Genomic DNA, 24,784 nt, shown 5'->3' on the forward strand with positions numbered 1-24,784 from the left:
GAGCGGCGATGGAGATTGCGTCCAAGGGGCAGTTGCGGCTCGCATTCCTGCGATGGGCGGTGGTGACCGTGCCGTTCATCCTGCTGCTCGGCTTCACCTCCGCGCGCATCGCCCCGACCGCGGCGGAAAACGCCTGGTACCAGATGCTGGAAAAGCCCGCGCAGACGCCGCCGGATTGGGCATTCCCGGTGGTATGGACGATCATCTATGTCCTGATGGGCCTGGCGCTGGCGATGATCATCAACGCGCGCGGATCGAGGCTGCGCGGGCCGGCGCTCGTGCTATTCGCGGTGCAGATGGCGGCGAACCTGATCTGGTCGCCGCTGTTCTTCGGCGCGCATCAGGTGTTCTGGGCGTTCGTGCTGATCGGGGTGATCCTGGTGCTGGCGCTGGCGACGACCATCGCGTTCGGGCGGATTCGCACCGGCGCGGCGATCCTGATGCTGCCCTATCTCGGCTGGCTCTGCTTCGCGGGCTGGCTCTGCTACCAGATTGATCAGCGCAACCCGAACGCGGAAACCCTTGTCCCGGCGCAGTCGGCGCCCCAGATGATGATCTGAGGAGCAAGATATGCAGAGCGACAACCGCATTTTCGACGATTTCGTGAAGGTCCTGAACGGCGCGGCCGGCACCATGGCGGGCATGGCCCGCGAGGGCGAGGCGGCGGCGCGCGAGCGCTTCAAGAGCTTCGTCGGCGGGATGGACTTCGTCGCGCGCGACGAGTTCGAAGCGGTGAAGGCGATGGCCGCGGCGGCGCGCGACGAGAATGACGCGCTGCGCGCGCGGATCGACGCGCTGGAGGCGAAGCTGAGCGGTGCGACCGCGCCGGCAGCAGGGAAGAAGCCGCGCACCAAGAAGGGCGATGCCGACCCGTCGCTGTAAGCTGCGCTTTTCCACATCTATTTCAGCCGCGTTAACGTTAAGCGGCTTGTGCGTCGCGGCATCGCTTGGCACCCATGCGCCAGGCAAGGGCCGGGCGGAGGACGACCGGAATGCTCGACGAGAGCGAATATGAGCGCGACGACGATGCCGCGCCGATCGACATGCTGGAAAGCTATTACGCGGCGCATGGCTGGAGTCACACGCGCGAGGACGACGAGGTCGTCGCGCGCGTAAAGGGCAGCTGGACCGAATATGAGCTGCGCGCGATCTGGCGCGAGGACGACGGCGTGCTCCAGTTTCTGGCGTTTCCCGACGTACGCGTCGCGGACGAGCGGCGCAGCGACATCTACGAGACGATCGCGCTGGTCAACGAACAGCTGTGGGTCGGGCATTTCGAGCTGTGGTCGTCGAGCGGGATCCTGCTCTATCGCCACGCCGCGATGATCCCCGGCGAGGATGGCGGATCGATCACGCTGCAGCACACCGAATTGCTGGTCGAAAGCGCGATCGACGAGTGCGAGCGCTTTTACCCGGTGTTCCAGTTCGTGCTGTGGGGCGGCAAGACCCCGCGCGAGGCGATCGCCGCGGCGCTCATCGAGACGCAGGGCGAGGCCTGACCGGCCCGGGCGACGTATGACGGAGCCCGTATGAACCCGGTCATCACGGCATTTGAAACGTCCCCCGACCGCGGCAGGGGGCTGGCGCGCGACTTTCGCGTGCGCTGGGCGCTCGAGGAGCTCGGGCTGCGCTATGACGTGCGCGCATTGTCGTTCACGGCGATGAAGGAGGCGGCGCATCGCGATCTGCAGCCCTTCGGCCAGATCCCGACCTTCGAAGCCGACGGCGTGGCGCTGTTCGAGACCGGAGCGATCGTCCTGCATCTCGCCGAGCGACATGCCGGCCTCTTGCCCACCGGCCCAGCGGCGCGTGCCCGCGCGCTGAGCTGGATGTTCGGGGCCGTGAGCACGATGGAGCCGCCGATCGTCGAGCGATCGATGGCGGTCCTGCTGGAGCAAGACAAGCCGTGGTTCGCCGCGCGCATGCCCATGCTGGAGGAGCGAATCCACAGGCGGCTTGACGAACTGTCCGCATATCTGGGTGAGTCCGAATGGCTGGACGATGCGTTCAGCGCGGGCGACCTGATGGTTGCCGATGTCATGCGCCGGCTGGGTGGATCGGGGCTGCTCGAAGCGCATCCCCGCGTCGCGGCCTATATCGCCCGGGCGGAGGCGCGTCCGGCGTTCCGGCGTGCCTTCACAGCGCAGCGCGCGGTTTTCGAGGCGCAGGGCGAGGCTTAGCGGGAGATAGCGCGCTTCGAGGGCTATCGCTTCGGCTCGTCGCTCCACTTCCAGTCAGGATTACGTGCCGCTAACGGGGCGATCGGGAGCCCTCGCCGCAGGGCGTAACCGTCGAGATAGGAGCAGACGATCGTTATGCCTTTGGCGCGTCGACGGACTTCATTATCGGTTTTTGGAAATCGTTCGACTGCGTTGCCGAAACTCTCGACCCGGTTCATGCAGTAGGGGGAGACAATCGTAGACTCGATGCATCTTCGAAGAAACGCGACTTCGTATGGTCCCACATTCTTGTCGATCCACATCGTTATGTCGCTGACGTATCTTTCACCTTCATCGAAGTTTTTCCAAACTCTGAGTTGTTCATATGCCTCAAGATATTGTTCGATCTGTGCGCGATCCGGGACCGGGCGCGCGTCGATATACAGCACTGGGAAGAGGACTTCCGGTTCGTATCCGCATTCTTCGCCGTTCGGTGGGTCAGTAAGGGTCAGGAACAGCCGAAAGGGAGCGAGACGATTCCTATAGGCCTCCACCAACCTCTGTGCTTCGATCGAGCCGCCATAGGGACCCTGTTCGGGGAACAAGGCGGATATGGCGGCCACCGCGACTGGACCCAGAACTGTGCCCGTCGTGAGAAGGAGGGCGGCAAGGCCGACGGTCCGCAGCCGCGAATTGACAGTGAGCCTCATCGGACAGCTCCGCGTTATACTGTATCATTACTCCCTTTTTCTCATCGGTGTAAAGCACGCGCTCCCCATCTCTTCTGTCAACCCGGACTTGACCCGGGGCCTCGCTTCTTCTTCGAGTGCAGTGAGCAAGCGGGACCCCGGATCAGGCCCGGGGTGACGGACGGAGTGCATTGGCGATGGCGACCCCCAAGACCCTCTGGCTGATAGGATGCGGCAATATGGCCGGGGCGATGTTGCGGCGCTGGATCGAGGCGGGGGCGGTGCGGGGCGCGGACGTGTTCGTGCTCAACCGCGGTGACCGCACGCTGCCCGACGGCGTGCGGCAGGGACGGGCGCTTCCCGAGGGCGAACTGCCCGACGCGGTAATGCTGGGGGTTAAGCCGCAGCAGCTGGACTATATTGCCGGGCAGATCGCGTCTCGAATCGCGGGCGTGCCGCTGCTGATCTCGATCCTCGCGGGGGTCGAGGAGGCGGCGCTGGCGGCGCGGTTCGACGTCGGCGCGATCGTGCGCGCGATGCCCAACCTGCCGGTTGAGATCGGCAAGGGCGTCGTGGCGCTGCACTCGGATAGCGCAGGCGCGAGGGTCCGCACCGACGCGGAGGCGCTGATGGCGCCGCTCGGCCTGGTCGAATGGGTCGATGCGGCACAGTTCGATGCGGTGACAGCACTGGCGGGGAGCGGACCTGCGTTCGCGTATCGGTTCATCGATGCGCTGGCGCAGGCGGGCGAAGCGATCGGGTTGCCGGCCGATCAGGCGCTGCGGCTGGCGCTGGCGACGGTGGAGGGCGGGGCCTCACTCGCGGCGCAGGCCGTCGAGCCGCCCGCAGCGCTCGCCGACAAGGTGGCGAGCCCCGGAGGTTCGACTCGCAAGGGGCTCGACGTGCTCGATGCCGATGCGGCGCTGACCCGGCTGCTGACTACGACGCTGGAGGCCGCAGCGCGCCGCAACGCAGAACTGGCGGCGGCGGCGCGCAGCTGACATGGAACGTCCAACTCGCTGAATTCGTTGTCGCGCCAGAACCTTTTCATGGAGGCGATCATGGCGACCAAGACACAGAGCGAAAAACAGGCAGAATCCCAGCCGCGCGACAGCAAGGGCCGGTTCAAGGAAGAAAGCAGCTGGGGCGGCCATCTCGGCGCGATCGCGGGCGCGACGGCCGCCGGTGCCGCGCTCGGCGTGCTGGCGATGCTGGGCCGCAAGGCGGCAGTCCAGTCCCCCACCATGCTCGCCGGTGACTGGATGGACGGCCTGATCGCTGAACATCAGGCGACGCTCAAGCTGCTCGACACGATCCAGGCGACCGACGACAGCGCCACGGCGCGGCGCAAGATGCTGCTGATGCAGCTCAAGCATGCGCTCGCCAAACACGCGATCGAGGAGGAGAATGTGATCTATCCCGCGCTGCGCGAGGCCGGAAAGGTCGACGCGGCCGACGAGCTCAACAAGGAGCATGGCTATGTGAAGCAGCATCTCTACGAGCTGGAGAACATGCCCGCCGCCAGCCCGCAGTTCCTGGCGACGATCGCCAAGCTGCGCAGCGAGCTGGAAGAGCATATGAAGGACGAGGAGGAGCGCCTGTTCCCGCAGCTACGCGCCAGCCTTTCCGACGAGAAGAACGCAACGCTGACCAAGGCGATGAACAAGGAAGGGTTCAAGGTCGCGTGAACTAAGGCGGCCCGCTTCCCGGGTGGCGGCGGGCCGCTTACTTTCCGAGGTCGGAAATGCGCTTGCGCTCGGCCTCGGGAACCAGACCTTCCAGCACCGCCCAGAACCCGCCGACCGCGCCCTGGCCCGCCGAACTGTAGGCGGCGGCCATCTTGTCGCGCAGCGCGTCGAACAATTCCCCCTCCAGCCGGGCGCCTTCGGGCGTCAGGCGCAGCAGGCGCTGGCGTCGATCTTCGCGACCGGGCCGCGTCTCGATCAGGCCGCGCTCGGCGAGATCGCCCAGCACGCGTCCCAATGATTGCTTGGTGATCGCCAGTAGCGCGATCAGTTCGCCGACGGTGATGTCCGGCTGCCGCGCGATGAAATAGAGCGAGCGGTGATGCGCGCGACCCAGCCCCTGCGCCGCCAGTCCCTCGTCGATCGAGCGCGTCAGATGGCTGTAGCCGAAATACAGCAGCTCTACGCCGCGCCGGATCTCGGCTTCGCGTAGGAACAGCGGGGACGCAGTTGGGACAGCCATGTTGACCTGTTTTGCCATCCGCCTTAGGCGTGCGCAACGATAGATTCAGGAGATTGATGTGAGCAGTCCGACGTTTCACGTTGAAGCCAACCCGGCTCCTGTCGCGGCGAACGAGCGCACTCGTCTGTTGGCCGACCCCGGTTTCGGCAAGCTGTTCACCGATCACATGGCGATGGTACGCTGGTCCGATGCGAAGGGCTGGCACGATGCGAAGATCACCGCGCGCGGTCCGCTGACGCTCGATCCCGCCACCGCCGTGCTGCACTATGCTCAGGAAATCTTCGAGGGGCTGAAGGCCTATCGCCTTGCCGACGGCGGCACGGCGCTGTTCCGGCCGGAAGAGAATGCCCGCCGCTTCCGCGAGTCCGCGCGACGCATGGCGATGCCCGAGCTGCCCGACGACCTGTTCATCGGATCGATCGAGGCGCTGGTGAAGGCCGATGGCGACTGGATCCCCGAACTCGAAGGGGGCTCGCTGTACCTGCGCCCCTTCATGTTCGCGAGCGAGGTGTTCCTGGGCGTGAAGCCGGCCAGCGAATATCTCTACCTGGTCATCGCATCGCCCGCCGGCGCCTATTTCAAGGGCGGGGCCAAGGCGGTGACGATCTGGGTCTCCGATCACTATACGCGCGCCGCGCCGGGCGGCACGGGCGCTGCGAAGTGCGGCGGCAACTATGCCGCCAGCCTGGTCGCGCAGGCCGAGGCGATTAAGGAAGGGTGCGACCAGGTCGTGTTCCTCGACGCGGCCGAGCGTCGCTGGGTCGAGGAACTGGGTGGCATGAACCTGTTCTTCGTGTTTGACGACGGCAGCATCGTCACCCCGCCGCTGACCGGCACGATCCTGCCCGGCATCACCCGCGAATCGATCATCGCACTCGCGCGCGAGCAGGGCATCGCGGTGCGCGAGGAAGCCTATGCGATCGACCAGTGGGAGGCCGACGCGAAGAGCGGCAAGCTGGTCGAGACCTTTGCCTGCGGTACTGCGGCAGTGGTAACGCCGGTCGGCACGGTGAAGAGCCGCGACGGCGCGTTCACCATCGGCAGCGGCGGCCCGGGACAGATCACCGAATCGCTGAAGGCGCGGCTCACCGCGATCCAGCGCGGCGAAGCACCCGACCCGCATGGCTGGGTGCATCGGTTCGGCTGAAATCCCTTTTCAGCAGCGGCGCGGCGCTTTAAGGGCGTCGCTTCCCGTGACTATTGGGGCGTAGCCAAGCGGTAAGGCAGCGGTTTTTGGTACCGCCATGCGCTGGTTCGAATCCAGCCGCCCCAGCCACTCTCGATCCGACCGATCCTTGACGTGCGAGCGATGCGATCGTCCGACCGTCCGTCGACGATCGGTCCGATCGGCCGTACCTGGCCAGGTCGCGGGGCAGGGGGGTGCCGCTCCAGTCCGACGGATTGGCGCGGCGCGCCTGCTAACATCCCGACGCCCTGGAGGTAGCCCGCATCGCGTGGCGCAATGGCTTGCGGCTTGCCCGTGCCGACGTAAGTATTTCGTCATGCTTGCCCTGCATCCAGAGAAGTGCGGGCACAGCGGTCGACGGCTCGGGAGGCATCGTTTGGCGTTCAATTGGCGGATCGCCCGAGCCATTTGGCAACCCGAACTCGACCTCGTCTTTCGGCCGTCGCGCGCGTTCCTGGTCGAGGTGTCCGGGTCGCCCGGAATGTGGATGGCGCCCGGTCGGCTGGAGCAGTTGCAGCGGGATTGCCGGACGGTGGTGGCGGCCTGCCTCAATGGCGATCAGCTGGATTACGGACTGTTCGAAGCCGACGGAAAGGCGTGGAACACGAGCGTCATCACCCTGGTGCGCGATGCTGCCGATCGCCGGCCGATCGCGTTCAACGCGATGCCGCTGCTCCCCGTCCGGCAAGGGGCCGAACAGATCGAGGTTCTGCATCTCGGTCTGGTGATGGTCGATCCTTCCGCCCGGAGCGCGGGATTGTCGTGGCTGCTCTATGGCCTCACCTGCTTCTTCCTGTTCCTGCGCCATCGACTGCGACCGCTGTGGATCAGTAGCGTGACGCAGGTACCCGCGGTCGTCGGGATGGTCGCCGAGACGTTCGACCAGGTCTGGCCGGGGCAGGACGGTACCTTGCCCAGCTTCGCGCACCGCCATTTCGCGCGCCAGATCATGGCTTCGCATCGGCACGCTTTTGGGGTGGGTCAGGACGCCGGCTATGACGCTGTGCGCAGCGTGATTACCGATGCCTATACCGGCGGATCGGATAATCTGAAGAAGAGCTTCGCCGTCGCTGCCAAGCATCGCGATCCGCGCTACAACCGGTTTTGCGAAACCCTGCTCGACTATGCCCGGGGAGACGATGTGTTGCAGATCGGCCAGTTGAACTTCGCGACGCTGCGGCGGTTTCTGCTCAAGAGTGTGCCGCGATCGGCGTTGCCGCGCCTGATCGTCCAGCTCGCCGTGATCGCGACGCAGGCCGCGGTCGCCCCGGTGCTGCAATGGCTCGCCGCAGATCGCAGCCTCGGTCAGTTGAGGCCCGCGCGATGAGCGGGTTCAGCTATGGCGAGATGACGACGCGCAACCGGGGTTTCGTCAGCGAGGCGGAACAGGCGCGGTTGCGCGACTCGACCGTGTTCATTCCGGGGACCGGCGGAATGGGCGGCGCGGCACTCATGGCGCTGCTGCGTGCGGGGGTGGGCCGCTTCATCCTCGCCGATCTGGACGGATTCGAGGTGTCCAATCTCAACCGCCAGCTGTTCTGCACGCTCGACACGGTGGGGATCCACAAGGCGCAAGCAGCGCGCGCGACCGCGTTGCGGATCAATCCCGAAGTCCGGGTCGAGGTTCTGGACGGCGCCTGGACCGACCAGCTCGATCGGATCGCGGGCAGCGCCGACGTCATCGTCAACGGCATGGACGATGCTGCGGCGGGGGTGCACCTGTATCGCCGCGCGCGGGCGCATGGCAAAACCGTGATCGATGCCTATGCTTCGCCGCTGCCTTCGGTCACGGTGGTACGTCCCGGCGATCCGCGGCTGGAGGAGCGGCTCGATTATCCCACCGTCGGTGTCGAATGGACTGCGATCGACGCGGCCATGCGCGATGCCTGCCTTGTCCGCGAAATCGAATATGTGCTGGTGCACTCGTCGAGCCACGCGCATGTCGATCTCGCCATCGCGGCCGAGGTCGCGGCAGGAAAGCGATCGCGCTTCTCCTTTTCGACCATGGTGACGATGGCGGGGACGATGATGGCCGAAGAGGCGATCCGCATCTTGCTCGGACGACCGGGCGGGACCGATTGTCGCGGCTATTTCTTCAATCCGCATAGGATGCGGGTCGAGCGGCCCCGATCCGCCCCGGTCGCGGCGGTGCGGCGGATGGTCGTGCGGCGTTTCCTGGCCCGCATGATGGCGGCGACATGAACGTCGCGGCGGATCTCGTCGTCACCGCCCTCGCGCTGATCGCGACGGCGATCGCCGTGCTGCCGCTGGCCGAGGCCCGACGCGACTCCGCCGTGGCGATGAAGGTCTTCTGGCTGTTGCTCGGCTTGCTGGCACTGCTCGCGGCGCGGCTTCTGGCGTGGAGCGGCAATGCCATCGCGGCCGTTCCGCTGTTGCTGATCGCCAGCTGGCTGCCGCTGCTCGCCCTGCGCGTCGCCGAGCAGATCGTCCGTCGCCATGCTGCGGTCGCGGTGAAGTGGCTCATGCTCGGCGGCGGTCTGTTGTTCACGGTCATCACGCTGATCTTCGGCGCCGCGTGGAGCGGACGGGTGCTGACGGCATTGGCGGCGTTCCAGGCTGTCGCAATCATGTGCACGGTGGTGCATCTTCTGCGCGCGCGCGAGGTTTCACCTGGCGAAAGGCATTTGGCTCAGGTGTTCGCAGCCGCGCTCGCGCTGGCTATTCCGCTGACGGCGACCGACTTTCAGGGCATCGCGCACCTGCCGGTGCGCGGCGGCGCGTTCGCGGTGTTGCTGCTGGTGCTGGCGACGTCGCGTGCCGTTTCGGATACCGCCTCGCTCGGGTCGCTGATCATCGATCTGCTGGTGCTGAGCGGTGCCGGGGCGGTCATTGGCGGTAGCGCGGCACTCGTCCTGGGGCGCAGCGACCCGTCGCAGCTGTGGCAGATCGGCGCAATCGGCGCGGCGACCGCCGCCGTTGCGCTCATCGCCCAGCGCCGGGGCGAGGCGCGGCTGATCCTTCGCGCGCGGCCGTCGCTTGCCCGGGCCATCGCCGCGCTGCCGGAGCGCCCGGATCAGGCAACGCTCCTGTCGGCGCACCCGCTACTCGCATCGGGCCGCATGGTCGAAGGGGATATGTTGCACGCCTATTCCTCCGCCGAGATTGCGGCATGGCTCGCCCAACGCGTGGTGACCCGATCGGCCGGCGATGCGGCACGCGATCTGCTGGACGCCACCGCGGCGACGCATCTGCTGCGCCTGTCGACGTCGCCGCCGCGCTTTCTGGCGGTGTCGGCCGGCGCTTTGGCGGGCGACGACATCGGTGCCGAACTCGATCTCGTCGCGCGGGTCGCGCGCCCGTGATCGCGCTGCGCCAAGGGGATGTCGCGGCGTTCTTCGACACGCCCTTTGCGATCTACGACCGGTCGGTCGGCTATGTTTCGCCGATGCGGGGCGATGTGCGCTCCATGCTCGATCCAGCTCGCAATCCGCTGCTCGCAAGCGGTAACCCCTTCGCCTTCTGGACCGCGCATCGCGATGGCGTGCCGGTCGGACGAATCGTGGCGGTGCGGCACGGCGAGTCCAATGCCCGACACGGCACGCGGCGCATGCAGTTCGGTTTCTTCGACGTGGCGGACGATGCGGAGGCGGCGACTGCGCTGCTCGGTGCCGCAGAGGGGTTTGCGCGCACGCATGGCTGCGACGAGATCGCGGGGAATTTCAACCTCACCGCGATGCAGCAGGCGGGTGTGATGACAGACGGGTTCGGCGCGCGCGCATTCACCGACATGATCGTCAATCCACCGCATCTGCCGCGCCTGCTCGAGGCGAACGGCTATGCGCGCTTCTTCCCGATGACGACCTTTTCGCTGGATCCCGCGACGGCCCAGGACGCGCAGCTTCGCGCCGTTCCCGACGGCTATGATTTTCAGCCGATCACGCGCTCGGCCTTTCCACAGCGCATGGAGCAGGCGCGGATCGTTCTGAACGATGGCTTCGCCGACAATCCGATGTTCGTGCCGCTGACGCGCGAGGAGTTTGAGTTCCAGGCCGGTGAGATGTCCGCGATCCTCGATCCGCGCCTGTCGAGCATCTTGACGCATGCGGGGCGCCCGGTCGGGGTGATCGTGTGCATTCCGGACCTGAATGGCTTCCTCAGCGCGACGCGCTCGCGCATCGGTCTTGCGACCCCCTTTCATTTCCTGCGCCATCGGCTGATGCGGCGGCGGGCGGTGATCATCTTCTATTCGGTGGTGCAGGATCAGCATGGCCGCGGGCTGATGGGCGGGATGCTCAAGCACCTGATCGGCACGCTGCGCGACGCGCGGTATCGTGAACTCGGGATCACCTGGATCGCCGACGCCAATGCGGCGAGCCTGCGCCAGATGGAGCGGATCGGCGCGCGGCCGCTGCATCGGCTCCACCTGTTCCGCAAGGCGCTGGCATGAATTCGATCGATCCGATCGCCCTCGTCGCCGAGGCTGCGCTCGCGCCGAGCGTGCACAATGTCCAGCCTGCGCGCTGGCGCTTCGGCGGCTCGACCGTCGACCTGTGGGAGGATCTCGCGCGGCGGCTGCCGGCGGGCGATCCCGAGCGCCGCGACGCCGAACTGAGCCTCGGCGCGGCGGTAGAGGGGATGGCGCTGGCGCTGTCCGCGCGCGATCTGGCGCTGGAAGAGACGGGCGAGGTGCTGGCGGAGCGGATGGGCGATCTGATCGCGCGCCGGCGGTTCCGCATCGTGCCGGGCGCGCGCGATCCCTTACAGCCGCATGTACGCGCGCGGCAGTCGCATCGCGGCGGGTTCGAACCGGTGACCGGTCGCGATCGCGAGGCCGCGCTGACACTCGCCGGAGAGGATTGCACGGTCGTCGTCGATCCCCAACGGATCGGGTCGATCGCGCAGCAGGTGGACCGGTCCGGCCACCGCTTCTTCCGCGACCCCGCGTTCCGCGCGGAGCTGCGGAGCTGGATGCGATTGCGGCGGGACGATCCGCGATGGTCGCGCGATGGCCTGAATGCCGAGGCGATGGCGATGACGCGCGTCGAGGCGCTGGGCGCCGGTCTCGTGCTGGGTCCGCTATTCCGACCGCTCGATGCAGTCGGTCTTGCCGCACCGCTCACGGCGGAAGCGGCGGTCATTCGTGGATCGGCGGGGATCCTGCTGTTCCATCGTGCTGCCGATGAGCCGCGCTTCGACAGCGGGCGGGCCTTCTACCGGGCTTGGCTGCGGCTGGAGGCGGCCGGGCTGCGCGGCGCCGTGATGGCTGCGCTTGCCGACGATCGGGAGGGCGCGGCGCGCGTCGCCGAGCTGGTTCCAGCCGGACGGACGCTCGTCAGCGCGCTGCGTATCGGGCGGGCACCCGCCGGTAGCGGCTATCGGCGCGCGCGCATCAAACCGCGCGAGCTGCTGGTCTAGAGCAGCTTGAGGAACGCGATCAGCGCGCGCTTTTCGGGCTCGGTCAGGTCGCTGCCGAAGACATGGCCGTCATTGCTTAGACCCGGCTTGCGCGTATCGATCCACGCAGTGCCCGCCCAGGGCCGCGAACCCGCCGGATAGCGTCCGTCCGCAGCCAGCCGCAGGCCCAGCGCAGTGAAGTCCAGCGAATGCCCGCCCACCATGAACGCCGTCGGCCGACGGGACGGATCGAGCAGCGCGGCGATGGTCGGCACCGAGCCATTGTGAAGGTAGGGCGCGCTCGCCCAAATCCCCGCAAGCGGGGGCGCGGCATAGCCGTTGCCGGCGCGCATCGTCATCCGCTGGGCATAGCGTGTCGTGTTGACCGCATCGACCAGCGCGGCGTCGAACAGGTTTGCCCGCAGCGGATCGGTCCCGACATCGCCGATCCAGTTGGGAAAGCGCGTGAGCTTTGGCCGCGCGCTGCCGCTATAGCTGCCATGGCAGGATGCACACGCGCGCGCATAGATGACAGCGCCTTGCGCGGCGGCGCGTGCGTCGATCCTGCCGGGGAAGGGCTGGGCGCGATAGGTCGCAAGAAAGGCGCCGACCTCGCGCGCCTCGCCCAGGCTGCGCTCGGCGCGGTCCGGGTGTACGCCCATGCTCGGCACGGTGAAAAATGTGGTGATGGTGGCCAGCGCCTCGCGATGTGCCGAGGTCCGTCCCGCATCCTCCATCGCGCGACCTGCAGCTTCCCCGGGCACGGCATAGGCGCCGTCCGTCAGCAGGCTGCGCCGCCAGTCGCGCTGGCCCAGGTCCGGCACCGACACGAAGCCAAGCTCGCCTGCGCCACCCCCGGCCAGCGGCGTGCCGAGCGCCTGTTTGAGCGCGGCGACGCCGTTCGTGCTGCCGGGAAGTCCGTTCGGAAATGGCAGCGGGCGCGGCGCCTGCCCTAGTTCGGTAAGGCGCTTCTTAACGCGCGGGAGCACCAGCCAGCGCAGCGCGAACCGCTCGCGCCCCCTCATTTCGGGAAAGATCGTCGCGGTCGCGCGCAACAGCCGGTCGGGGTCGCGCACCTGCCGCCGCATCGCGGTGAATACGGCGCGCGTATAGCCTTCGAGATCGATCGAGCTATTCGGCATCCCCAACCACGCCCGATCCGGATCGGCATCTCCCTTTGCGTCATAGGTCGCGCCGGCATGGCAGGCCGCACAGCCCAGATTCGCGATCGAAACCGGCAAGCCCCGGATCGGCGACAGCACGCCGTGCGTCATCCCGAGCGGCAAGGTCCCCGACGGTTGCGTCGGCATGCCATCGGGCCAATTGCCGACCCGCGAGGGGAAAAGAAAGCCATATCGCTGTAGAATCGGCCTGAGCGCCGCGCGGTCGAGCGGCACCCGACGATCGCCGCGCTTCGCGTCGAGGATCAGCGCAGCCGCGCTCAATCGCCACGGTATGGCATGGGTTTCGAGCGGCCCGGCAGCAAGGCCGCCGAACCCGGCGTTGCGAAACTGCCAGGCGCCGCGGGCAGCGGCGTCCCAATCTCCAGACGGGAGACTTTGATCCGGCCGCGCGTCGGTCGGACCCCGCATTACCAGCGCCAGTCCCAGCAGCACGGCTGTCGCCACCAGCAGAATGCGCCCCCAGCGGCGCGCGGACGGCGCTGCGCGGCCCCTCACGGCCCGGGCTCGCACGATGGCGTGGCCGGATCGGAATAGTGGGGCAGCCGTGGACGCATATTCGTGCTTTTAGCGTCTCCGCGCGTTCCTTTCCATCGCGCGGGACATCAGCGTCTGCGCGCATGCAAGGGCGAAATCGCTGTCATGGAGTTTCGCGCGCTCGCGCTTGCGTGACGTTCTGGACGCAGTAGAGAATCGACATGACCCCGATCGCGCTTCAGGAACTCATTCTCAAACGGTTGATCCGGCGGGCCGGCGGCTCCCAGCGCCGCTGGCGCCGGTGATCGGGCCGATCCTGGTCCATGACGTGACCACGCACGCGCATTGCAACTGGTCGATCAAGCCCGCAGGCACGACTGGCGAGATCGCCGAAGTGGAGCGATTGCTCGATCAGCTGCGCGTGGAATACCCGTTCGTCACACCGGGTTGAGAGCGGGCGGGTCAGAATTCTTCGGTATCGATCTCGGCCTGCGTGGCGGCCGGATAGCGCGGACCGGCGATTGCGGCCGGATCGAACAGCCGATCGAGCTTCTCCACGACGGTATTGGCAAGCGGGGTCGTGGGCGTGCCGACATTTTCGGCCAGGTGCCGAGCCGAGGTCGTTCCGGGGATCGCCACCACATGCTCGCCCCGCGCAAACAGCCATTGCAGGCACAGTTGGGCGGGGGTGACGTCGAGCGCGGCGGCGATCGTCCGGAATTGCGCGAACAACTCAAGATTGCGCGCGAAATTGTCCGGCTGGAAACGCGGCATCATCCGGCGGATGTCCTTGTCGAGAAGGCTGTCGGGCGAGGGCACGCCTCCCGCGAGGAAGCCACGCGCAACGGGTGAGAAGGCGACCAGAGTGGCGCCGAGTTCGCGCGTCGCATCGAGGATGCCGAGTTCGGCGTTGCGCGACCACAGCGAATATTCGTTCTGAACCGCAGCGATCGGTTGCACTGCATGGGCGCGACGCAGCGTTGCGGCGGAGACTTCGCTGAGGCCGATCGCGCGCACCTTGCCCGCCTCGACCATCCGGCCGAGTTCGCCGACCGACTCCTCGATCGGCACCGATTTGTCCCAGCGATGGAGATAATAGAGGTCGACGTGATCGGTGCGCAGCCGCTCCAGACTCGTATCGATCTGTGCGCGAAGCGTCTCCGGACGACCGTCGATCACCCGCTTGCCCGCGACGATCGACATGCCGCACTTCGATGCGAGGAAAACGGAGTCGCGGCGACCGGCTATCGCGTCGCCGATCAGCGCCTCGTTGGCGCCGCCGCCATAGAGCGATGCCGTGTCGAGATGATCATAGCCCAGATCGAGCGCCTGGTTGAGGATCCGTACGGCATCCTCACGCGCGGGAGGGGTGCCATAGGCATGGCTCAGCGACATGCAGCCGAGCCCGACCGGATTGACGTTCGAACTTCCCAGACGACGCTTCATCATGCCTCCATGTTCCGGGTGCCCATGTGAAGCGCCGCTATGGACACTTCAACCCGTACCCGGACTATTCGGCCAGGATCAGCGCATCGAGCGCGACCACGCCCTCGCCCTTGGGATAGACGACGACTGGGTTCAAATCGATCTCGCGGATCGACGGTGTTCCGGCCAGAACCCGTCCCAGCCCGGCGATGAGCTGTGCCACCGCGTCCACATCCAGAGCGGGCGATCCACGCCAACCGTCGAGCAAAGCGCCCTGCTTGAGCGCACGTAGCTCCGCGACGATCGCGTCATGCGTCAGGTCGTGGGGCAGCAGTCTTACGTCGTGCAGCAGTTCGGCGGTAACGCCACCGAACCCGGCCAGGATCACCGGCCCCCATTCGGGGTCGTTGCGCGCGCCGACGATCAGTTCGACCCCGCGCTTCCCCATCGCCTCGACCTGCGCGCCGTCCAGCGTAATGCCGACGTCATAGGCGGCGACATTGGCGAACAGGCGATCCCATGCGGCATCGAGTGCGGCATCATCGGCGATGTTGAGGATCACCCCGCCCGCATCGCTCTTGTGGCTGAGCGCGGCGGACTGCGCCTTGATCGCCACGGGGTAGCCGACCCGGGCGGCGATCGCCTTCGCCGCATCGGCACTCGCCGCAAAACCGCCGGCGGGGAAGGGGATGCCGACCGGGGCGAGCAGCTGCTTCGCGCGATATTCGGGGATCACGCCCGATGGCAGGTCGAGCGCGACGGGCGCTGCATCCGCCGTCGCGAAATCGCGCTCCGCCAGCCTGCCGAGATGGCGTAGCGCGCGGAAGGCGCGATCGGGCGAGGGGAAATAGGGGACGCCGATCGCGCGAAGCCCGGCGATATACTCCTCCGGCACCTCGGCGCCGTCGTCGATTCCGGCGAAGATCACCGGCTTTTGCGGGTCGAGCGCCGTCACAGCGTCGATGATGGCGGGGAATTTGCGCGCGCAGGTCGCGGGATCGGTCTGGATGATGCCGAACACCAATGCCGCGAAATTGTCGTCGGCGAGCAGCGGGATCAGCGTGCGGCGATACAGGTCCGGATCGACCAGCGCCTGCGCGGTCAGGTCCATCGGGTTCGAGACGGGGATGAAATCGGGGATCGCGGCGCGCATCTCGTCCGCAGTGCCGCCGTTCATCGCGGGCAGGTCCAGCCCGATCGTCTCGGCAAGATCCAGCGTCAGCGCCTTGAACGCGCCGCTCTCGGTCAGCACCGCGGTGCCGCCGCGGCGCACCGGTTTCGCGCGCACGGCCAGCTCGACGACATCGCCCAGCGCCTCCAGGCTGTCGACCAGCACGACGCCGGCGCGCTCGACCTTGGCCTTCATCAGCTGCCAGTCGCCCGCCATCGCGCCGGTATGCGTCGCCGCGCTCTCGCGGGCGGCCGACGACGTGCCGGGGTGAAGCAGCACGATATGCTTGCCCGCCGCGCGTGCTTTCTCCGCGAGCGCAAGGAACCGCGCAGGCTTGCGGAATTGTTCGACGATCATCGCGATCGCCGGGGTGGCGGGATCGTCGATCAGATGCTCGACATAATCCTCGACCCCGGATGCGGCCTCGTTCCCGGTCGACACCGACACGGTAATGCCGAGCCCCTTGGCCATCAGCGTCGTGCCCAGAACCACCGCCATCGCGCCCGACTGGCTGACGATCCCGACGGCGGGCTTGCCTTCGAGCTCGAGCGCCGGGGTCTCGACGAAGGTCAGCGGCACGCCCGCGGCATAGTTGACCATGCCCAGGCAATTCGGCCCTTCGACCACCATGCCATGCTCGTGCGCGATCCGCGCGACTTCGGCCTGCGCGGCGAGGCCCTCTTCGCCGCCCTCGGCAAAGCCGGCCGAGAAGATGATGGCTGCGCCGACCCCGCGCGCGGCGAGCGCCTGAACGGCGGGCAGCACCGCCGGGCCCGGGATCGCCAGCACCGCCGCATCGACCCCTTGCGGCATTTCATCGATCGATTTCAGGCATGGCCGCCCGTCGATCGTGTCCCGCTTGGGATTGATCAGGTGAATGTCGCCCGCATAGCCGTGCCGCTCGAGATTGCGCAGCACCGAATTGCCGAGCGCGCCGGGCGTAGGGGAAGCACCCACGATCACGACCGAGCGCGGGGAGAGCAGGCGGGAAAGGTCGGGCATTGTTACGCTATCCTAATTCCTCCCCTGAGCTTGTCTCAGGGGAGGGGACCGCCCGCGAAGCGGGGGGTGGAGGGGCCGCCGCGCAGACGGCGGGTTCGCTTTGAGAGGTTTCCCGCCGACTGCGTCGGCGGCCCCTCCGTCATCGCTGCGCGATGCCACCTCCCCCAGCAAGCTGGGGGAGGAATAGGATCACGCCTTCACGCGATCCTTGTCGTACGCGCCCAGGCCCGGCTTGTAGCTCTTCTCGTCGATGAACTGCTTGATGCCTTCCTTGCGGCCATCATTGTCGTAGCTGTTGGCGGCCTCCTGCGCGCGGATCAGATAATCCTCGGCATCGTCATAGCTCATGATACCGACGCGGCGCACCGCGTCCTTGGTCGCCTTGAGCGCGACCGGGTTCTTTTTGAGCAGCACATTGGCCACTTCGGTCACCCGCTCCTTGAGCGAGGCAAGCGGGAGCGATTCATTGACCAGGCCCCAGTCGGCGGCGGTCTTGCCGTCGATATTCTCGCCCATCATCGCATGGTACATCGCCTTGCGGAACGGCAGCAGCTCGGTCGCCACCTTGGTCGCGCCGCCGCCCGGCAGGATGCCCCAGTTGATCTCGGACAGGCCGAACTGCGCCTCGTCGGCGGCAAAGGCGAGGTCGCAGGCGAACAGCGGGCCGTACGCGCCGCCGAAGCACCAGCCATTGACCATCGCGATCGTCGGCTTCTGGTACCAGCGCAGGCGGCGCCACCAGCCATAGGCCTCGCGCTGCGCCTTGCGGCTCGCGCCCAGGCCCTGCGCCTCGGTCTCGCGGAAATATTCCTTCAGGTCCATGCCGGCGCAGAAGGCTTCGCCCTCGCCGGTCAGCACCAGCACGCCGACATCGTCGCGGAATTCAAGCGCCTCGAGCACTTCCATCATGTCGCGGTTCAGCGTCGGATTCTGCGCGTTGCGCTTGTCGGGGCGGTTATACTTCACCCAGGCGATGCCGTTTTCGATCGTATAGGCGACGACGCCGTTGGTGCTCAGTTCGGTCATGCTCATGTCCCTGTTGGGCGCAGCGTGCGCCTATTCGACGATGTAGAAATCGATCACGACGTGATCGGGCATTCGGATCCCGCGACCGACCAGCACCTTGCTGAGCAGCCACTGGTGCGCACCCGGCGGCGGATCGAAGGTGGCGGCGGAGCGGAAATAATAGCTGTCGGGAGCCACCTTCTCCCCGCGTGCGATCTTGTCGGTCACCTCGGGGCTGGCGACACGGACGCCGACATTGTGGATGCCGATCACCGCGCCATCGGACGCCTTGAGGAAATAGCGCGCCTCGACGCGGGTCACCCCGCCGGCATGGATCGCCTGCCAGTCGCCCCCGCCGGGCAATACCGTACCGGTCAGACGCGGGCCCGTAACGGTCCCGCCGGTGATCGGGATGAAGCGCTTGCGCGCGCCGTCGATCTCGCCGTGTTCGACCGGAGCCGCCACCTCGACCCGCGCGGAAAAGGCGTAGGTGAGGGTGGGGGCCGGCGCGGACTGACCTGCGGCCATTCCGGCACCGGCAATCGCGGCCAGCGCAAGCGAAGGAGACAGCGCGCCCATCGGATCAGATCGGATAATGACCCGGTTCGGTCTCGATCGTGATCCAGCGCAGCTCGGTGAAGGCGTCGATCCCGGCCCTGCCGCCGAAGCGGCCATAGCCCGATGCCTTGACGCCGCCGAACGGCATCTGCGCCTCGTCATGCACGGTCGGGCCGTTGACGTGGCAGATACCCGACTTGATCTGCTTCGCGACCTTCAGCCCGCGAGCGGTATCCTTCGTGAACACCGACGCCGACAGACCATATTCGGTGTCGTTGGCCAGTTCGATCGCATGCGCCTCGTCGCGTGCGCGAACCACGCCCACCACCGGGCCGAAGCTCTCGTCGCGGAACAGCTTCATCTCCGGCGTCACCTTGTCGATGACATGCGCAGGCATCAGCACGCCGTTCGCGTCGCCGCCATTGACCTGCACCGCGCCGTTCGACACCGCGTCGCCGATCAGCGATTTCACATGATCGACCGTCTTCTGGTCGACCACCGCGCCCAGCGGGGTCTTGCCCTCGCGCGGGTCGCCGACCGCCATCGTGCCGACCTTCGCCGCGAACTTCTCGACAAAGGCGTCGGCGACGCTCTCGACGACGATGATCCGCTCGGTCGACATGCAGATCTGGCCTTGGTTCATGAACGCGCCGAACGCAGCGGCCTTGACCGCTTCGTCGAGGTCCGCATCGTCCAGCACGACCAGCGGCGCCTTGCCGCCCAGTTCGAGCAGGACGGGCTTCAGATGCTCCGCCGCGCGCTTGGCAATGATCTTGCCGACAGCGGTCGACCCCGTGAAATTGATGCGGCGTATCGCGGGATTGTCGATCAGCGCGCCGACGATCTCGCTCGCATCCTGCGGCGCATTGGTCACGATGCTGACGGCGCCCATGGGCAGCGCTTCGTCGAATGCTTCGGCGATCAGGCTGTGGGTGCGGGGGCACTGCTCGCTCGCCTTGAGCACCACGGTGTTGCCGCATGCCAGCGGCACGGCGACCGCGCGCACGCCCAGGATGATCGGCGCGTTCCACGGTGCGATGCCGAGCATCACGCCGACCGGCTCGCGCAGCGCCATGGCGATGCAGCCGGGCTTGTCCGACGGGATCACCTCGCCCCCGATCTGCGTCGTCAGCGCGGCAGCCTCGCGCACCATGCCGACCGCGAGCATCAGGTTGAAGCGCGCCCAGCCTTCGGTCGCGCCGATTTCGCCCATCATCGCGTCGACGAACGCATCGCCCTTCGCGGCGAGCGCATCGGCGGCCTTGTTGAGTGCGGCGCGGCGGGCGTTGGGGCCCAGTGCCGACCACCCCGGGAAGGCGGCGGCGGCGGCTTCGACCGCGGCGTCCGCATCGGCGACACTGAACGCCTTCGCCTCGGTGGCGACCGCTCCGGTCACCGGATTCATGCGTGTAAAGGTAACGCCGGGAGCCGGCGGTGCGATCGTAGCCATGAACCTCTCCTCTATATTGTTATGCTATATAACCTAAGTTTCGGCTGTGCAAGCGAGATGATGGGTCAGCGCTCCGGCGCTGGAATCGACCGGAAAGTCGAGTATTGTCAACGCGATGGTCCGCGCGGAGGCGGCGTCGATCGGGCGCGCTGCATGTGCCGCGCAATCGACGAACTTAGCGACGAGCGACTCATCATCCATCGGTCGGTCGGGGTGTCCTGCGGCCTGCATCACGCGATGGGTCACCAGGGTTCCGTCGTCGAGCGTGATGGCGAGCGATCCGCTCGCCGCCTCGGTGCGGGTCCAGTCCGGGTTACGCCGTTCTACCACCTTGTCCGCTAGCGCGCGCGTCTCCGGATCGGCGACACGCGCTGCCGCGAAGCTGTCGAGTGTGACCGCGCCATCGATTAGCGCGGCGGCGACGGTGAAGGGGATCGAGAATTTCGCCTCGATCGCGCGGGTCGGCGCGGCCTTGATTGGCTGGGGGCGGATCAGCATTTCCTGGATCGGCCCGGTTTCGGCCTCGATCCGGACGATCCGCGCCGGGTCGACCCGATCGCGCAGCGCCAGTGCCGCCTCGATATAGGGATGCGTCCCGCGGCAGGCGGGCCAAGGCTTGAAGCTCACCACATCGCCCAGAAAGCGTTCGCCCAATCCCTCGATCAGCACATCGCGCGGCGCGCCGCCGCCATAAACCGGGAAAAAGCCCGCACGCCCCTCAAGCGGTTCGGCAAAGGCCTTCGCCCCTGCCTCAGCCAGCAGAGCCGCTTCGACCGCTGCGCGCGCGACCAGCCCCTCGCGCACGCCCCGGATCGGCGACGCGGAATCATATTTGATCTCGCTCGGGAAGCTGCCCTGCAACAGCGCCGACCCCATCGCGTGGCGGATCCCGTCGGCGCCAAGCCCGATGAAGCGTGCGCATGCCGCTGCGCCCGCGATCAGATTGACCAGCGGCGGGGGATACCATCCGCCGTCCTCATAGGGGCGCGGCGCGGCGATCGACAGGCGGCAGGCAAGGTCGCTTCCCGCCGCCATCGCGACCAGGAACTGGCCGAACGTCGCTTCAGGTCGCGCATCCGCGAGCGCGAGCAGGGCCGGCACCAGGGCCGCATTGGGGTGCGCCGGCCCCGCGTCGAACGTGTCCCCGAAATCGAGCTGATGCGCCAGCGCGCCGTTCGCGAGTGCGGCCAACGCCGGTGTACTCGTCGCCTCGAATCCGATCAGCCGCGACGGGCCGGGTACCGCCGCGGCATGGGAACGATAGGGCGCCGCATCCTCGCCCAGCCCGGTCGCGCCCAGCGTCACACCGACCGCGTCGAGCAGCGCGCGCCGGGTCGCATGGCGGGTCGCGGCGGGCAGCGCGTCATGCGTCAGCCCGGCGAGATGCGTCGCGATCGTCGCCGAAATAGCTTTACCACAAAACATTCTATGCAAACGCTTTCATCGGCTTTATCGCGATTGCAAGCAAAAACAGGAGAGAGACGATGCGGCACGGCGCGATCGGAGCGCTAATGGGTGTGGCGGCAGCGCTTGCCGGATGCGCTTCGCCGATCCCCCCGCAAACGGTGCAGTCGGATAAGCTTCCCGGCGGCGCACGCTGGGATGCGCAGGTGCCCGAGAACTGGAATGGCACGCTACTGCTCTACAGCCGCGGCTATTCGCCGGTCCCGGGCGAACCCGATGCGGCGCCCAAACAGCATCGCGCGGCGCTGCTCGCGGCGGGCTATGCCATTGCGGGGTCGAATTACGGCAGCGGCGGCTGGGCGCTCGAACAGGCGGTCCCGGCGCAGCGCGCCACCATCGCCGCCTTCGCCGCGAAACATGGCAAGCCGAAGCGCGTCATCGCCTGGGGCAGTTCGATGGGCGGTCTCGTCAGCACCGCGCTCGCCGAAGCGAAGGGCAGCGGGATCGACGGGGCGGCCCCGATGTGCGCATCGATCGGCGGCGCGCTCGGCATGATGAACATGGCGCTCGACGGCGCCTATGCCTTTCGCACGCTGATCGCGCCCGATGCGGGCATTCGCGTGACGGGAATCGATGACGACCGGGTCAACGGCAAGCGCGTCGCCGATGCGCTTGCCGAAGCCGCGAAGACACCGCAGGGGCGCGCCCGGATCGCGCTTGCCGGCGTGCTCGCGGGCATCCCCAACTGGACCAGCCGCGACAAGCCACAGCCTGCGGCGACGGATTACGCCGCGCAAGGGGAGGAGATCGCCCGTTCGTTTGTGATGGGGGTGTATCTGCCACGTACCGATCAGGAGCAGCGCGCGGGCGGACCATTCAGCTGGAACACCGGCATCGATTATCGCGCCCAACTCGACCGGTCGGGTCGCCGCGCGATGGTCGCGGCGCTGTACCGCGACGCTGGCCTCGCGCTCGATACCGATCTGGCAACGCTCAACGCCGGCAAGCGCATCGCCGCCGACCCCAAGGCGGTCGCCTATATGCGTGCCCATTACACCCCGAACGCACGCCCGCTGGTGCCGTTGGTGGCGGTGCAGACGATCGGCGACGGGCTCACCCCGCCCGCACTGCAGCGCGGCTATGCCGAGGCCGCACGCGGCGATGTGAAGAGCCTGTATGTCGACGGCGCAGGCCATTGCAGTTTCGATACCGCGACGGTGCTGGCGACGATCCGCTATCTCGACACGCGGATCGCCACCGGCAAATGGCCGCAGACCCCGGCCGCATTCGTCCCGCACACCCCCGCCCCGATGCTGCGCCCGTGCTGGCGCGGGGGGAAATGCAAATAGCGGCCCCTCCCGGTCAGGAGGGGAGGGTCCTCACAATCCCTTGCGCTCGATCGTCCATTTGGGATCGTTGCACAGGCCGCACTCGGCGCCCTTGAACAGCTTCCCCGCCTCGGCGTCGCCGCGCAGCTGCCAGTTCAGCCAGGCGACGGCGAAGCGCCCGACATCGCCGCCATTCTCTTCGCGGAACGTGCCGCCATGTCCGACATCGGCATAGACCAGCGCGACCGGGACATGATCGATCCGTGCGAAATCGTCGCTGCCATTGAGCCAGGCGATGTCGCTCTCCCCGCCGAGGACATAGAGCGTCGGGGTGTGCAGCGACTTCAGCATGTCTTTGCTCACCGTCATCCCGCTGATCGCCTGCTTGCCGTCGTTGAAGACGCCGCTGTTGTGGACCAGTACCGTCCTGATCCGCTTGTCCGCGCCTGCCTCGATCGCCTGCAACCCCCCACAGCTATGCCCGGCGACGGCGACCTGTGCGGGATCGATCAGCCCCTTGTAGCGACTGCCCTCGCGGCCATTCTCCGCCAGCGCCCAGTCGAGGCCCTTGAGCACGTCCTGCGCGCTCGTGGCGGGCGGCGGCAACTGCCCGGTTGCCGGGTCGGGGCCGCGCCCGGTTGCGGCGGCGGGGCGGGGCAGGGCGCCGGGGCCGCTGTAGATCTTGCCCGGGGCGACGACGAGATAGCCATAGGATGCGATCTGCGCGAGGTGGTGCCGCGCGCTCGCGCCATCGGCGGCGCATCCGCCATTGCCCCAGATCACCACACCCAGCTTCTGCCCGTTGAGCTTCGAGAAGTCGGCGGGGCGATAGACGGTGTGGTCGGGCAGCGTCGGGTCTGCTTCCTTGATCGCGGCAAAGGGGCCGGTGCCGACCGAGTCGGCGCGCTTGGCGTCCGCCGCGCGCATCTCTTCCATGCGCCGCGCCGCATCGGGATCGGGCCGCGGGGCGGTTTGCGCCAGCGCCGTGCCGCCCATCAGCGCCAGTCCGATCGCGAATAGTCCGATCCGCATCCTTGCTCTCCCGAAGTTGTTATGCGGAAAAGCTAACCGCACGGGGGCACGATGCAAGCCCTTTCATGCGCTTTCGCGTGCGATCACCCGAAAGCCCACATCGATCCGCGTTTCGATCTCCGTGCCGGCGGCCCGCGCGCGCAGCACGCGCATCACCTCGCGCGCGATCCGTGCTCCGTCGACATCCATCGAGGTGATGGTCGGGCGCATGTCGCCGGCCAGGCGCAGATTGCCGAAGCCGGTAACGGCCAGCTGATCTGGCACGCGAATCCCTGCGGCCTGCGCTTCCACGATCAGTCCCTGGGCGATCCAGTCCGATCCACATACCACAACGTCGGGCTGCGCGGGCAAGTCGCCAAGCCCGCGATAGGCCAGCCGTCCCTGCCCGAAATGGCTGGGGACATGGACCTCCAGCCGCGTCGGCTCACTGCCGCCATCGTGCATCCAGCGCGTCGTGAACCCATCGGCCCGCCGTTCGGACCGGGTGGAGCGGGGGACGACGAGATGGGGTCGCTTGTACCCGCGCTGGCGCAGGAAGCGGGCCATTTCCTCGCCCGCGGCACGATGCGAAAAGCCCACCGCGACGTCGATCGGATCCTCCGGCAAACCCCAGGTTTCGATGACCGTGATTCCCGCCGAGCGCAGCCGTTCGCGCATCTCGCCATCGGAGACGATGCCGGTTAGGATGATCGCATCGACGCGCCGCCCGAGCGCCATGTTGATCTCGCGCGTCAGGCGGTGATTGTCCGCGCCGGTCAGCGCCAGCATCACGCTGTTGCCGTCGCTCGCCAGCTCGTCGATCATCGCCTCGACCGTGTCGTTGAAGATCGACTGGGCGATATCGGGGACTAGCGCGGCGATCAACCTGCTGCGGCTCCCGGCCAGCGCGGTGGCTGCGAGATTCTGGACATATCCGGTCTTTTCGATCGCCTCGCGGATTCGCGCGCCGGTCGCCGCGGCGACCACTTCGGGACTGTTGAGATAGCGTGACACGGTAGCTGCGGAAACGCCCGCCATCGCCGCCACATCGTCCAATCGCGGATTTCGCCCTGCCATCGCTAACTTCCTACACAGGCCGACGCAAAAAACGAAAAAGTTTCTTGCAAGCGCTTGCATCGTTTTGTACGCGGATTGTTATGACGCATGACTTCGAT

General features: G+C 67.2%; 25 protein-coding genes and 1 tRNA gene. 15 read left to right on the forward strand and 11 right to left on the reverse strand.

Annotated elements, in window-relative coordinates; translation table 11 throughout:
- Positions 1-8 precede the first annotated feature (8 nt).
- The 4 genes from ABS767_RS11930 to ABS767_RS11945 all read left to right on the forward strand — a co-directional run bounded on the left by ABS767_RS11930 (position 9) and on the right by ABS767_RS11945 (position 2,180).
- Entirely contained in the window at positions 9-560 is a 552-nt protein-coding gene (locus ABS767_RS11930) for a TspO/MBR family protein (protein ID WP_408078564.1), read from the forward strand.
- Positions 561-570: 10 nt separating this feature from the next.
- Positions 571-882 carry an accessory factor UbiK family protein gene (locus ABS767_RS11935; RefSeq protein ID WP_408078565.1) on the forward strand — a complete coding sequence of 104 codons (312 nt, stop codon included), beginning with the start codon at positions 571-573 and terminating at the stop codon, positions 880-882.
- 110 nt (positions 883-992) lie between these two features.
- Complete coding sequence (locus tag ABS767_RS11940; RefSeq protein WP_145845807.1) at positions 993-1,499, forward strand: type III secretion system chaperone family protein; 507 nt, start codon at positions 993-995, stop codon at positions 1,497-1,499.
- Between the two features lie 30 nt (positions 1,500-1,529).
- Positions 1,530-2,180 carry a glutathione S-transferase family protein gene (locus tag ABS767_RS11945; protein WP_408078566.1) on the forward strand — a complete coding sequence of 217 codons (651 nt, stop codon included), beginning with the start codon at positions 1,530-1,532 and terminating at the stop codon, positions 2,178-2,180.
- A 23-nt stretch (positions 2,181-2,203) separates the two neighbouring features.
- Here ABS767_RS11945 and ABS767_RS11950 read toward each other — a convergent pair whose 3' ends face one another.
- The gene (locus tag ABS767_RS11950; protein WP_408078567.1) at positions 2,204-2,869 is read right to left on the reverse strand and encodes a hypothetical protein; all 666 of its coding nucleotides are present in this window, start codon (positions 2,867-2,869) and stop codon (positions 2,204-2,206) included.
- Between the two features lie 176 nt (positions 2,870-3,045).
- Here ABS767_RS11950 and proC point away from each other — a divergent pair, with 176 nt between their 5' ends.
- Both proC and ABS767_RS11960 read left to right on the forward strand, forming a co-directional pair.
- Positions 3,046-3,849, forward strand: coding sequence for a pyrroline-5-carboxylate reductase (gene proC / locus ABS767_RS11955; RefSeq protein ID WP_408078568.1), 804 nt, complete (start codon positions 3,046-3,048; stop codon positions 3,847-3,849).
- A gap of 60 nt (positions 3,850-3,909) precedes the next feature.
- On the forward strand, positions 3,910-4,536 hold the full coding sequence (locus tag ABS767_RS11960) for a hemerythrin domain-containing protein (protein WP_408078569.1): 627 nt from the start codon (positions 3,910-3,912) through the stop codon (positions 4,534-4,536).
- 37 nt (positions 4,537-4,573) lie between these two features.
- Here ABS767_RS11960 and ABS767_RS11965 read toward each other — a convergent pair whose 3' ends face one another.
- A complete protein-coding gene (locus tag ABS767_RS11965) occupies positions 4,574-5,056 on the reverse strand; it encodes a MarR family winged helix-turn-helix transcriptional regulator (protein WP_408078570.1) in 483 nt (160 codons plus the stop codon).
- Positions 5,057-5,114: 58 nt separating this feature from the next.
- Between ABS767_RS11965 and ABS767_RS11970 the strand changes: the two genes are divergently transcribed.
- The 7 genes from ABS767_RS11970 (at position 5,115) to ABS767_RS12000 (ending at position 11,618) form a co-directional block, all read left to right on the forward strand.
- A complete protein-coding gene (locus ABS767_RS11970; protein ID WP_408078571.1) occupies positions 5,115-6,203 on the forward strand; it encodes a branched-chain amino acid aminotransferase in 1,089 nt (362 codons plus the stop codon).
- Between the two features lie 54 nt (positions 6,204-6,257).
- Positions 6,258-6,332: transfer RNA gene (locus ABS767_RS11975), tRNA-Gln, on the forward strand.
- Positions 6,333-6,618: 286 nt separating this feature from the next.
- Positions 6,619-7,569: a hypothetical protein gene (locus ABS767_RS11980; RefSeq protein ID WP_408078572.1), complete on the forward strand. Its 951-nt coding sequence runs from the start codon at positions 6,619-6,621 to the stop codon at positions 7,567-7,569.
- On the forward strand, positions 7,566-8,444 hold the full coding sequence (locus tag ABS767_RS11985; RefSeq protein ID WP_408078573.1) for a HesA/MoeB/ThiF family protein: 879 nt from the start codon (positions 7,566-7,568) through the stop codon (positions 8,442-8,444). The genes ABS767_RS11980 and ABS767_RS11985 overlap by 4 nt, the downstream gene beginning before the upstream one ends.
- On the forward strand, positions 8,441-9,565 hold the full coding sequence (locus tag ABS767_RS11990) for a hypothetical protein (protein WP_408078574.1): 1,125 nt from the start codon (positions 8,441-8,443) through the stop codon (positions 9,563-9,565). Before ABS767_RS11985 ends, ABS767_RS11990 begins: the two co-directional genes overlap by 4 nt.
- On the forward strand, positions 9,562-10,650 hold the full coding sequence (locus tag ABS767_RS11995) for a GNAT family N-acetyltransferase (RefSeq protein ID WP_408078575.1): 1,089 nt from the start codon (positions 9,562-9,564) through the stop codon (positions 10,648-10,650). The genes ABS767_RS11990 and ABS767_RS11995 overlap by 4 nt, the downstream gene beginning before the upstream one ends.
- Entirely contained in the window at positions 10,647-11,618 is a 972-nt protein-coding gene (locus tag ABS767_RS12000; protein WP_408078576.1) for a hypothetical protein, read from the forward strand. Before ABS767_RS11995 ends, ABS767_RS12000 begins: the two co-directional genes overlap by 4 nt.
- On the opposite strand, the gene ABS767_RS12005 is transcribed toward ABS767_RS12000, so the two are convergent.
- Positions 11,615-13,276: a c-type cytochrome gene (locus ABS767_RS12005; RefSeq protein WP_408078577.1), complete on the reverse strand. Its 1,662-nt coding sequence runs from the start codon at positions 13,274-13,276 to the stop codon at positions 11,615-11,617. The two genes, ABS767_RS12000 and ABS767_RS12005, sit on opposite strands and share 4 nt — an antisense overlap.
- Before the next feature lie 280 nt (positions 13,277-13,556).
- Here ABS767_RS12005 and ABS767_RS12010 point away from each other — a divergent pair, with 280 nt between their 5' ends.
- Positions 13,557-13,706, forward strand: coding sequence for a hypothetical protein (locus ABS767_RS12010; RefSeq protein WP_408078578.1), 150 nt, complete (start codon positions 13,557-13,559; stop codon positions 13,704-13,706).
- Between the two features lie 11 nt (positions 13,707-13,717).
- Here ABS767_RS12010 and ABS767_RS12015 read toward each other — a convergent pair whose 3' ends face one another.
- From ABS767_RS12015 to ABS767_RS12040, 6 genes are all read right to left on the reverse strand, one after another.
- A complete protein-coding gene (locus tag ABS767_RS12015) occupies positions 13,718-14,701 on the reverse strand; it encodes an aldo/keto reductase (RefSeq protein WP_408078579.1) in 984 nt (327 codons plus the stop codon).
- Positions 14,702-14,765: 64 nt separating this feature from the next.
- Positions 14,766-16,853 carry an acetate--CoA ligase family protein gene (locus tag ABS767_RS12020; RefSeq protein ID WP_408078580.1) on the reverse strand — a complete coding sequence of 696 codons (2,088 nt, stop codon included), beginning with the start codon at positions 16,851-16,853 and terminating at the stop codon, positions 14,766-14,768.
- 189 nt (positions 16,854-17,042) lie between these two features.
- Positions 17,043-17,879 (reverse strand): p-hydroxycinnamoyl CoA hydratase/lyase, encoded by an 837-nt coding sequence (locus tag ABS767_RS12025; RefSeq protein ID WP_408078581.1) that lies wholly within the window; start codon positions 17,877-17,879, stop codon positions 17,043-17,045.
- A gap of 30 nt (positions 17,880-17,909) precedes the next feature.
- Complete coding sequence (locus tag ABS767_RS12030) at positions 17,910-18,437, reverse strand: DUF3237 domain-containing protein (RefSeq protein ID WP_408078582.1); 528 nt, start codon at positions 18,435-18,437, stop codon at positions 17,910-17,912.
- Positions 18,438-18,441: 4 nt separating this feature from the next.
- A complete protein-coding gene (locus ABS767_RS12035; protein WP_408078583.1) occupies positions 18,442-19,866 on the reverse strand; it encodes an aldehyde dehydrogenase in 1,425 nt (474 codons plus the stop codon).
- A gap of 33 nt (positions 19,867-19,899) precedes the next feature.
- Positions 19,900-21,291, reverse strand: coding sequence for an MmgE/PrpD family protein (locus ABS767_RS12040; protein WP_408078584.1), 1,392 nt, complete (start codon positions 21,289-21,291; stop codon positions 19,900-19,902).
- 140 nt (positions 21,292-21,431) lie between these two features.
- Here ABS767_RS12040 and ABS767_RS12045 point away from each other — a divergent pair, with 140 nt between their 5' ends.
- Positions 21,432-22,619 (forward strand): alpha/beta hydrolase, encoded by a 1,188-nt coding sequence (locus ABS767_RS12045; protein WP_408078585.1) that lies wholly within the window; start codon positions 21,432-21,434, stop codon positions 22,617-22,619.
- Between the two features lie 30 nt (positions 22,620-22,649).
- On the opposite strand, the gene ABS767_RS12050 is transcribed toward ABS767_RS12045, so the two are convergent.
- Both ABS767_RS12050 and ABS767_RS12055 read right to left on the reverse strand, forming a co-directional pair.
- Entirely contained in the window at positions 22,650-23,630 is a 981-nt protein-coding gene (locus tag ABS767_RS12050) for an alpha/beta hydrolase (RefSeq protein ID WP_408078586.1), read from the reverse strand.
- Positions 23,631-23,693: 63 nt separating this feature from the next.
- Positions 23,694-24,686, reverse strand: a complete 993-nt coding sequence (locus ABS767_RS12055; RefSeq protein ID WP_408078587.1) for a LacI family DNA-binding transcriptional regulator — start codon at positions 24,684-24,686, stop codon at positions 23,694-23,696.
- Positions 24,687-24,784 lie beyond the last annotated feature (98 nt).

The organism is Sphingomonas plantiphila (assembly GCF_046000505.1).
GTDB classification, from domain to species: Bacteria; Pseudomonadota; Alphaproteobacteria; order Sphingomonadales; family Sphingomonadaceae; genus Sphingomonas; species Sphingomonas plantiphila.

Excerpts from the sequence above, each read along its gene's own strand:
- ABS767_RS11930 (WP_408078564.1), top strand. The coding sequence starts at position 9 with ATGGAGATTGCGTCCAAGGGGCAGTTGCGGCTCGCATTCCTGCGATGG.
- ABS767_RS11935 (WP_408078565.1), top strand. The coding sequence starts at position 571 with ATGCAGAGCGACAACCGCATTTTCGACGATTTCGTGAAGGTCCTGAAC.
- ABS767_RS11940 (WP_145845807.1), top strand. The coding sequence starts at position 993 with ATGCTCGACGAGAGCGAATATGAGCGCGACGACGATGCCGCGCCGATC.
- ABS767_RS11945 (WP_408078566.1), top strand. The coding sequence starts at position 1,530 with ATGAACCCGGTCATCACGGCATTTGAAACGTCCCCCGACCGCGGCAGG.
- ABS767_RS11950 (WP_408078567.1), bottom strand. The coding sequence starts at position 2,869 with ATGAGGCTCACTGTCAATTCGCGGCTGCGGACCGTCGGCCTTGCCGCC.
- proC (WP_408078568.1), top strand. The coding sequence starts at position 3,046 with ATGGCGACCCCCAAGACCCTCTGGCTGATAGGATGCGGCAATATGGCC.
- ABS767_RS11960 (WP_408078569.1), top strand. The coding sequence starts at position 3,910 with ATGGCGACCAAGACACAGAGCGAAAAACAGGCAGAATCCCAGCCGCGC.
- ABS767_RS11965 (WP_408078570.1), bottom strand. The coding sequence starts at position 5,056 with ATGGCTGTCCCAACTGCGTCCCCGCTGTTCCTACGCGAAGCCGAGATC.
- ABS767_RS11985 (WP_408078573.1), top strand. The coding sequence starts at position 7,566 with ATGAGCGGGTTCAGCTATGGCGAGATGACGACGCGCAACCGGGGTTTC.
- ABS767_RS11990 (WP_408078574.1), top strand. The coding sequence starts at position 8,441 with ATGAACGTCGCGGCGGATCTCGTCGTCACCGCCCTCGCGCTGATCGCG.
- ABS767_RS12000 (WP_408078576.1), top strand. The coding sequence starts at position 10,647 with ATGAATTCGATCGATCCGATCGCCCTCGTCGCCGAGGCTGCGCTCGCG.
- ABS767_RS12015 (WP_408078579.1), bottom strand. The coding sequence starts at position 14,701 with ATGAAGCGTCGTCTGGGAAGTTCGAACGTCAATCCGGTCGGGCTCGGC.
- ABS767_RS12020 (WP_408078580.1), bottom strand. The coding sequence starts at position 16,853 with ATGCCCGACCTTTCCCGCCTGCTCTCCCCGCGCTCGGTCGTGATCGTG.
- ABS767_RS12025 (WP_408078581.1), bottom strand. The coding sequence starts at position 17,879 with ATGACCGAACTGAGCACCAACGGCGTCGTCGCCTATACGATCGAAAAC.
- ABS767_RS12030 (WP_408078582.1), bottom strand. The coding sequence starts at position 18,437 with ATGGGCGCGCTGTCTCCTTCGCTTGCGCTGGCCGCGATTGCCGGTGCC.
- ABS767_RS12035 (WP_408078583.1), bottom strand. The coding sequence starts at position 19,866 with ATGGCTACGATCGCACCGCCGGCTCCCGGCGTTACCTTTACACGCATG.
- ABS767_RS12040 (WP_408078584.1), bottom strand. The coding sequence starts at position 21,291 with ATGTTTTGTGGTAAAGCTATTTCGGCGACGATCGCGACGCATCTCGCC.
- ABS767_RS12050 (WP_408078586.1), bottom strand. The coding sequence starts at position 23,630 with ATGCGGATCGGACTATTCGCGATCGGACTGGCGCTGATGGGCGGCACG.
- ABS767_RS12055 (WP_408078587.1), bottom strand. The coding sequence starts at position 24,686 with ATGGCAGGGCGAAATCCGCGATTGGACGATGTGGCGGCGATGGCGGGC.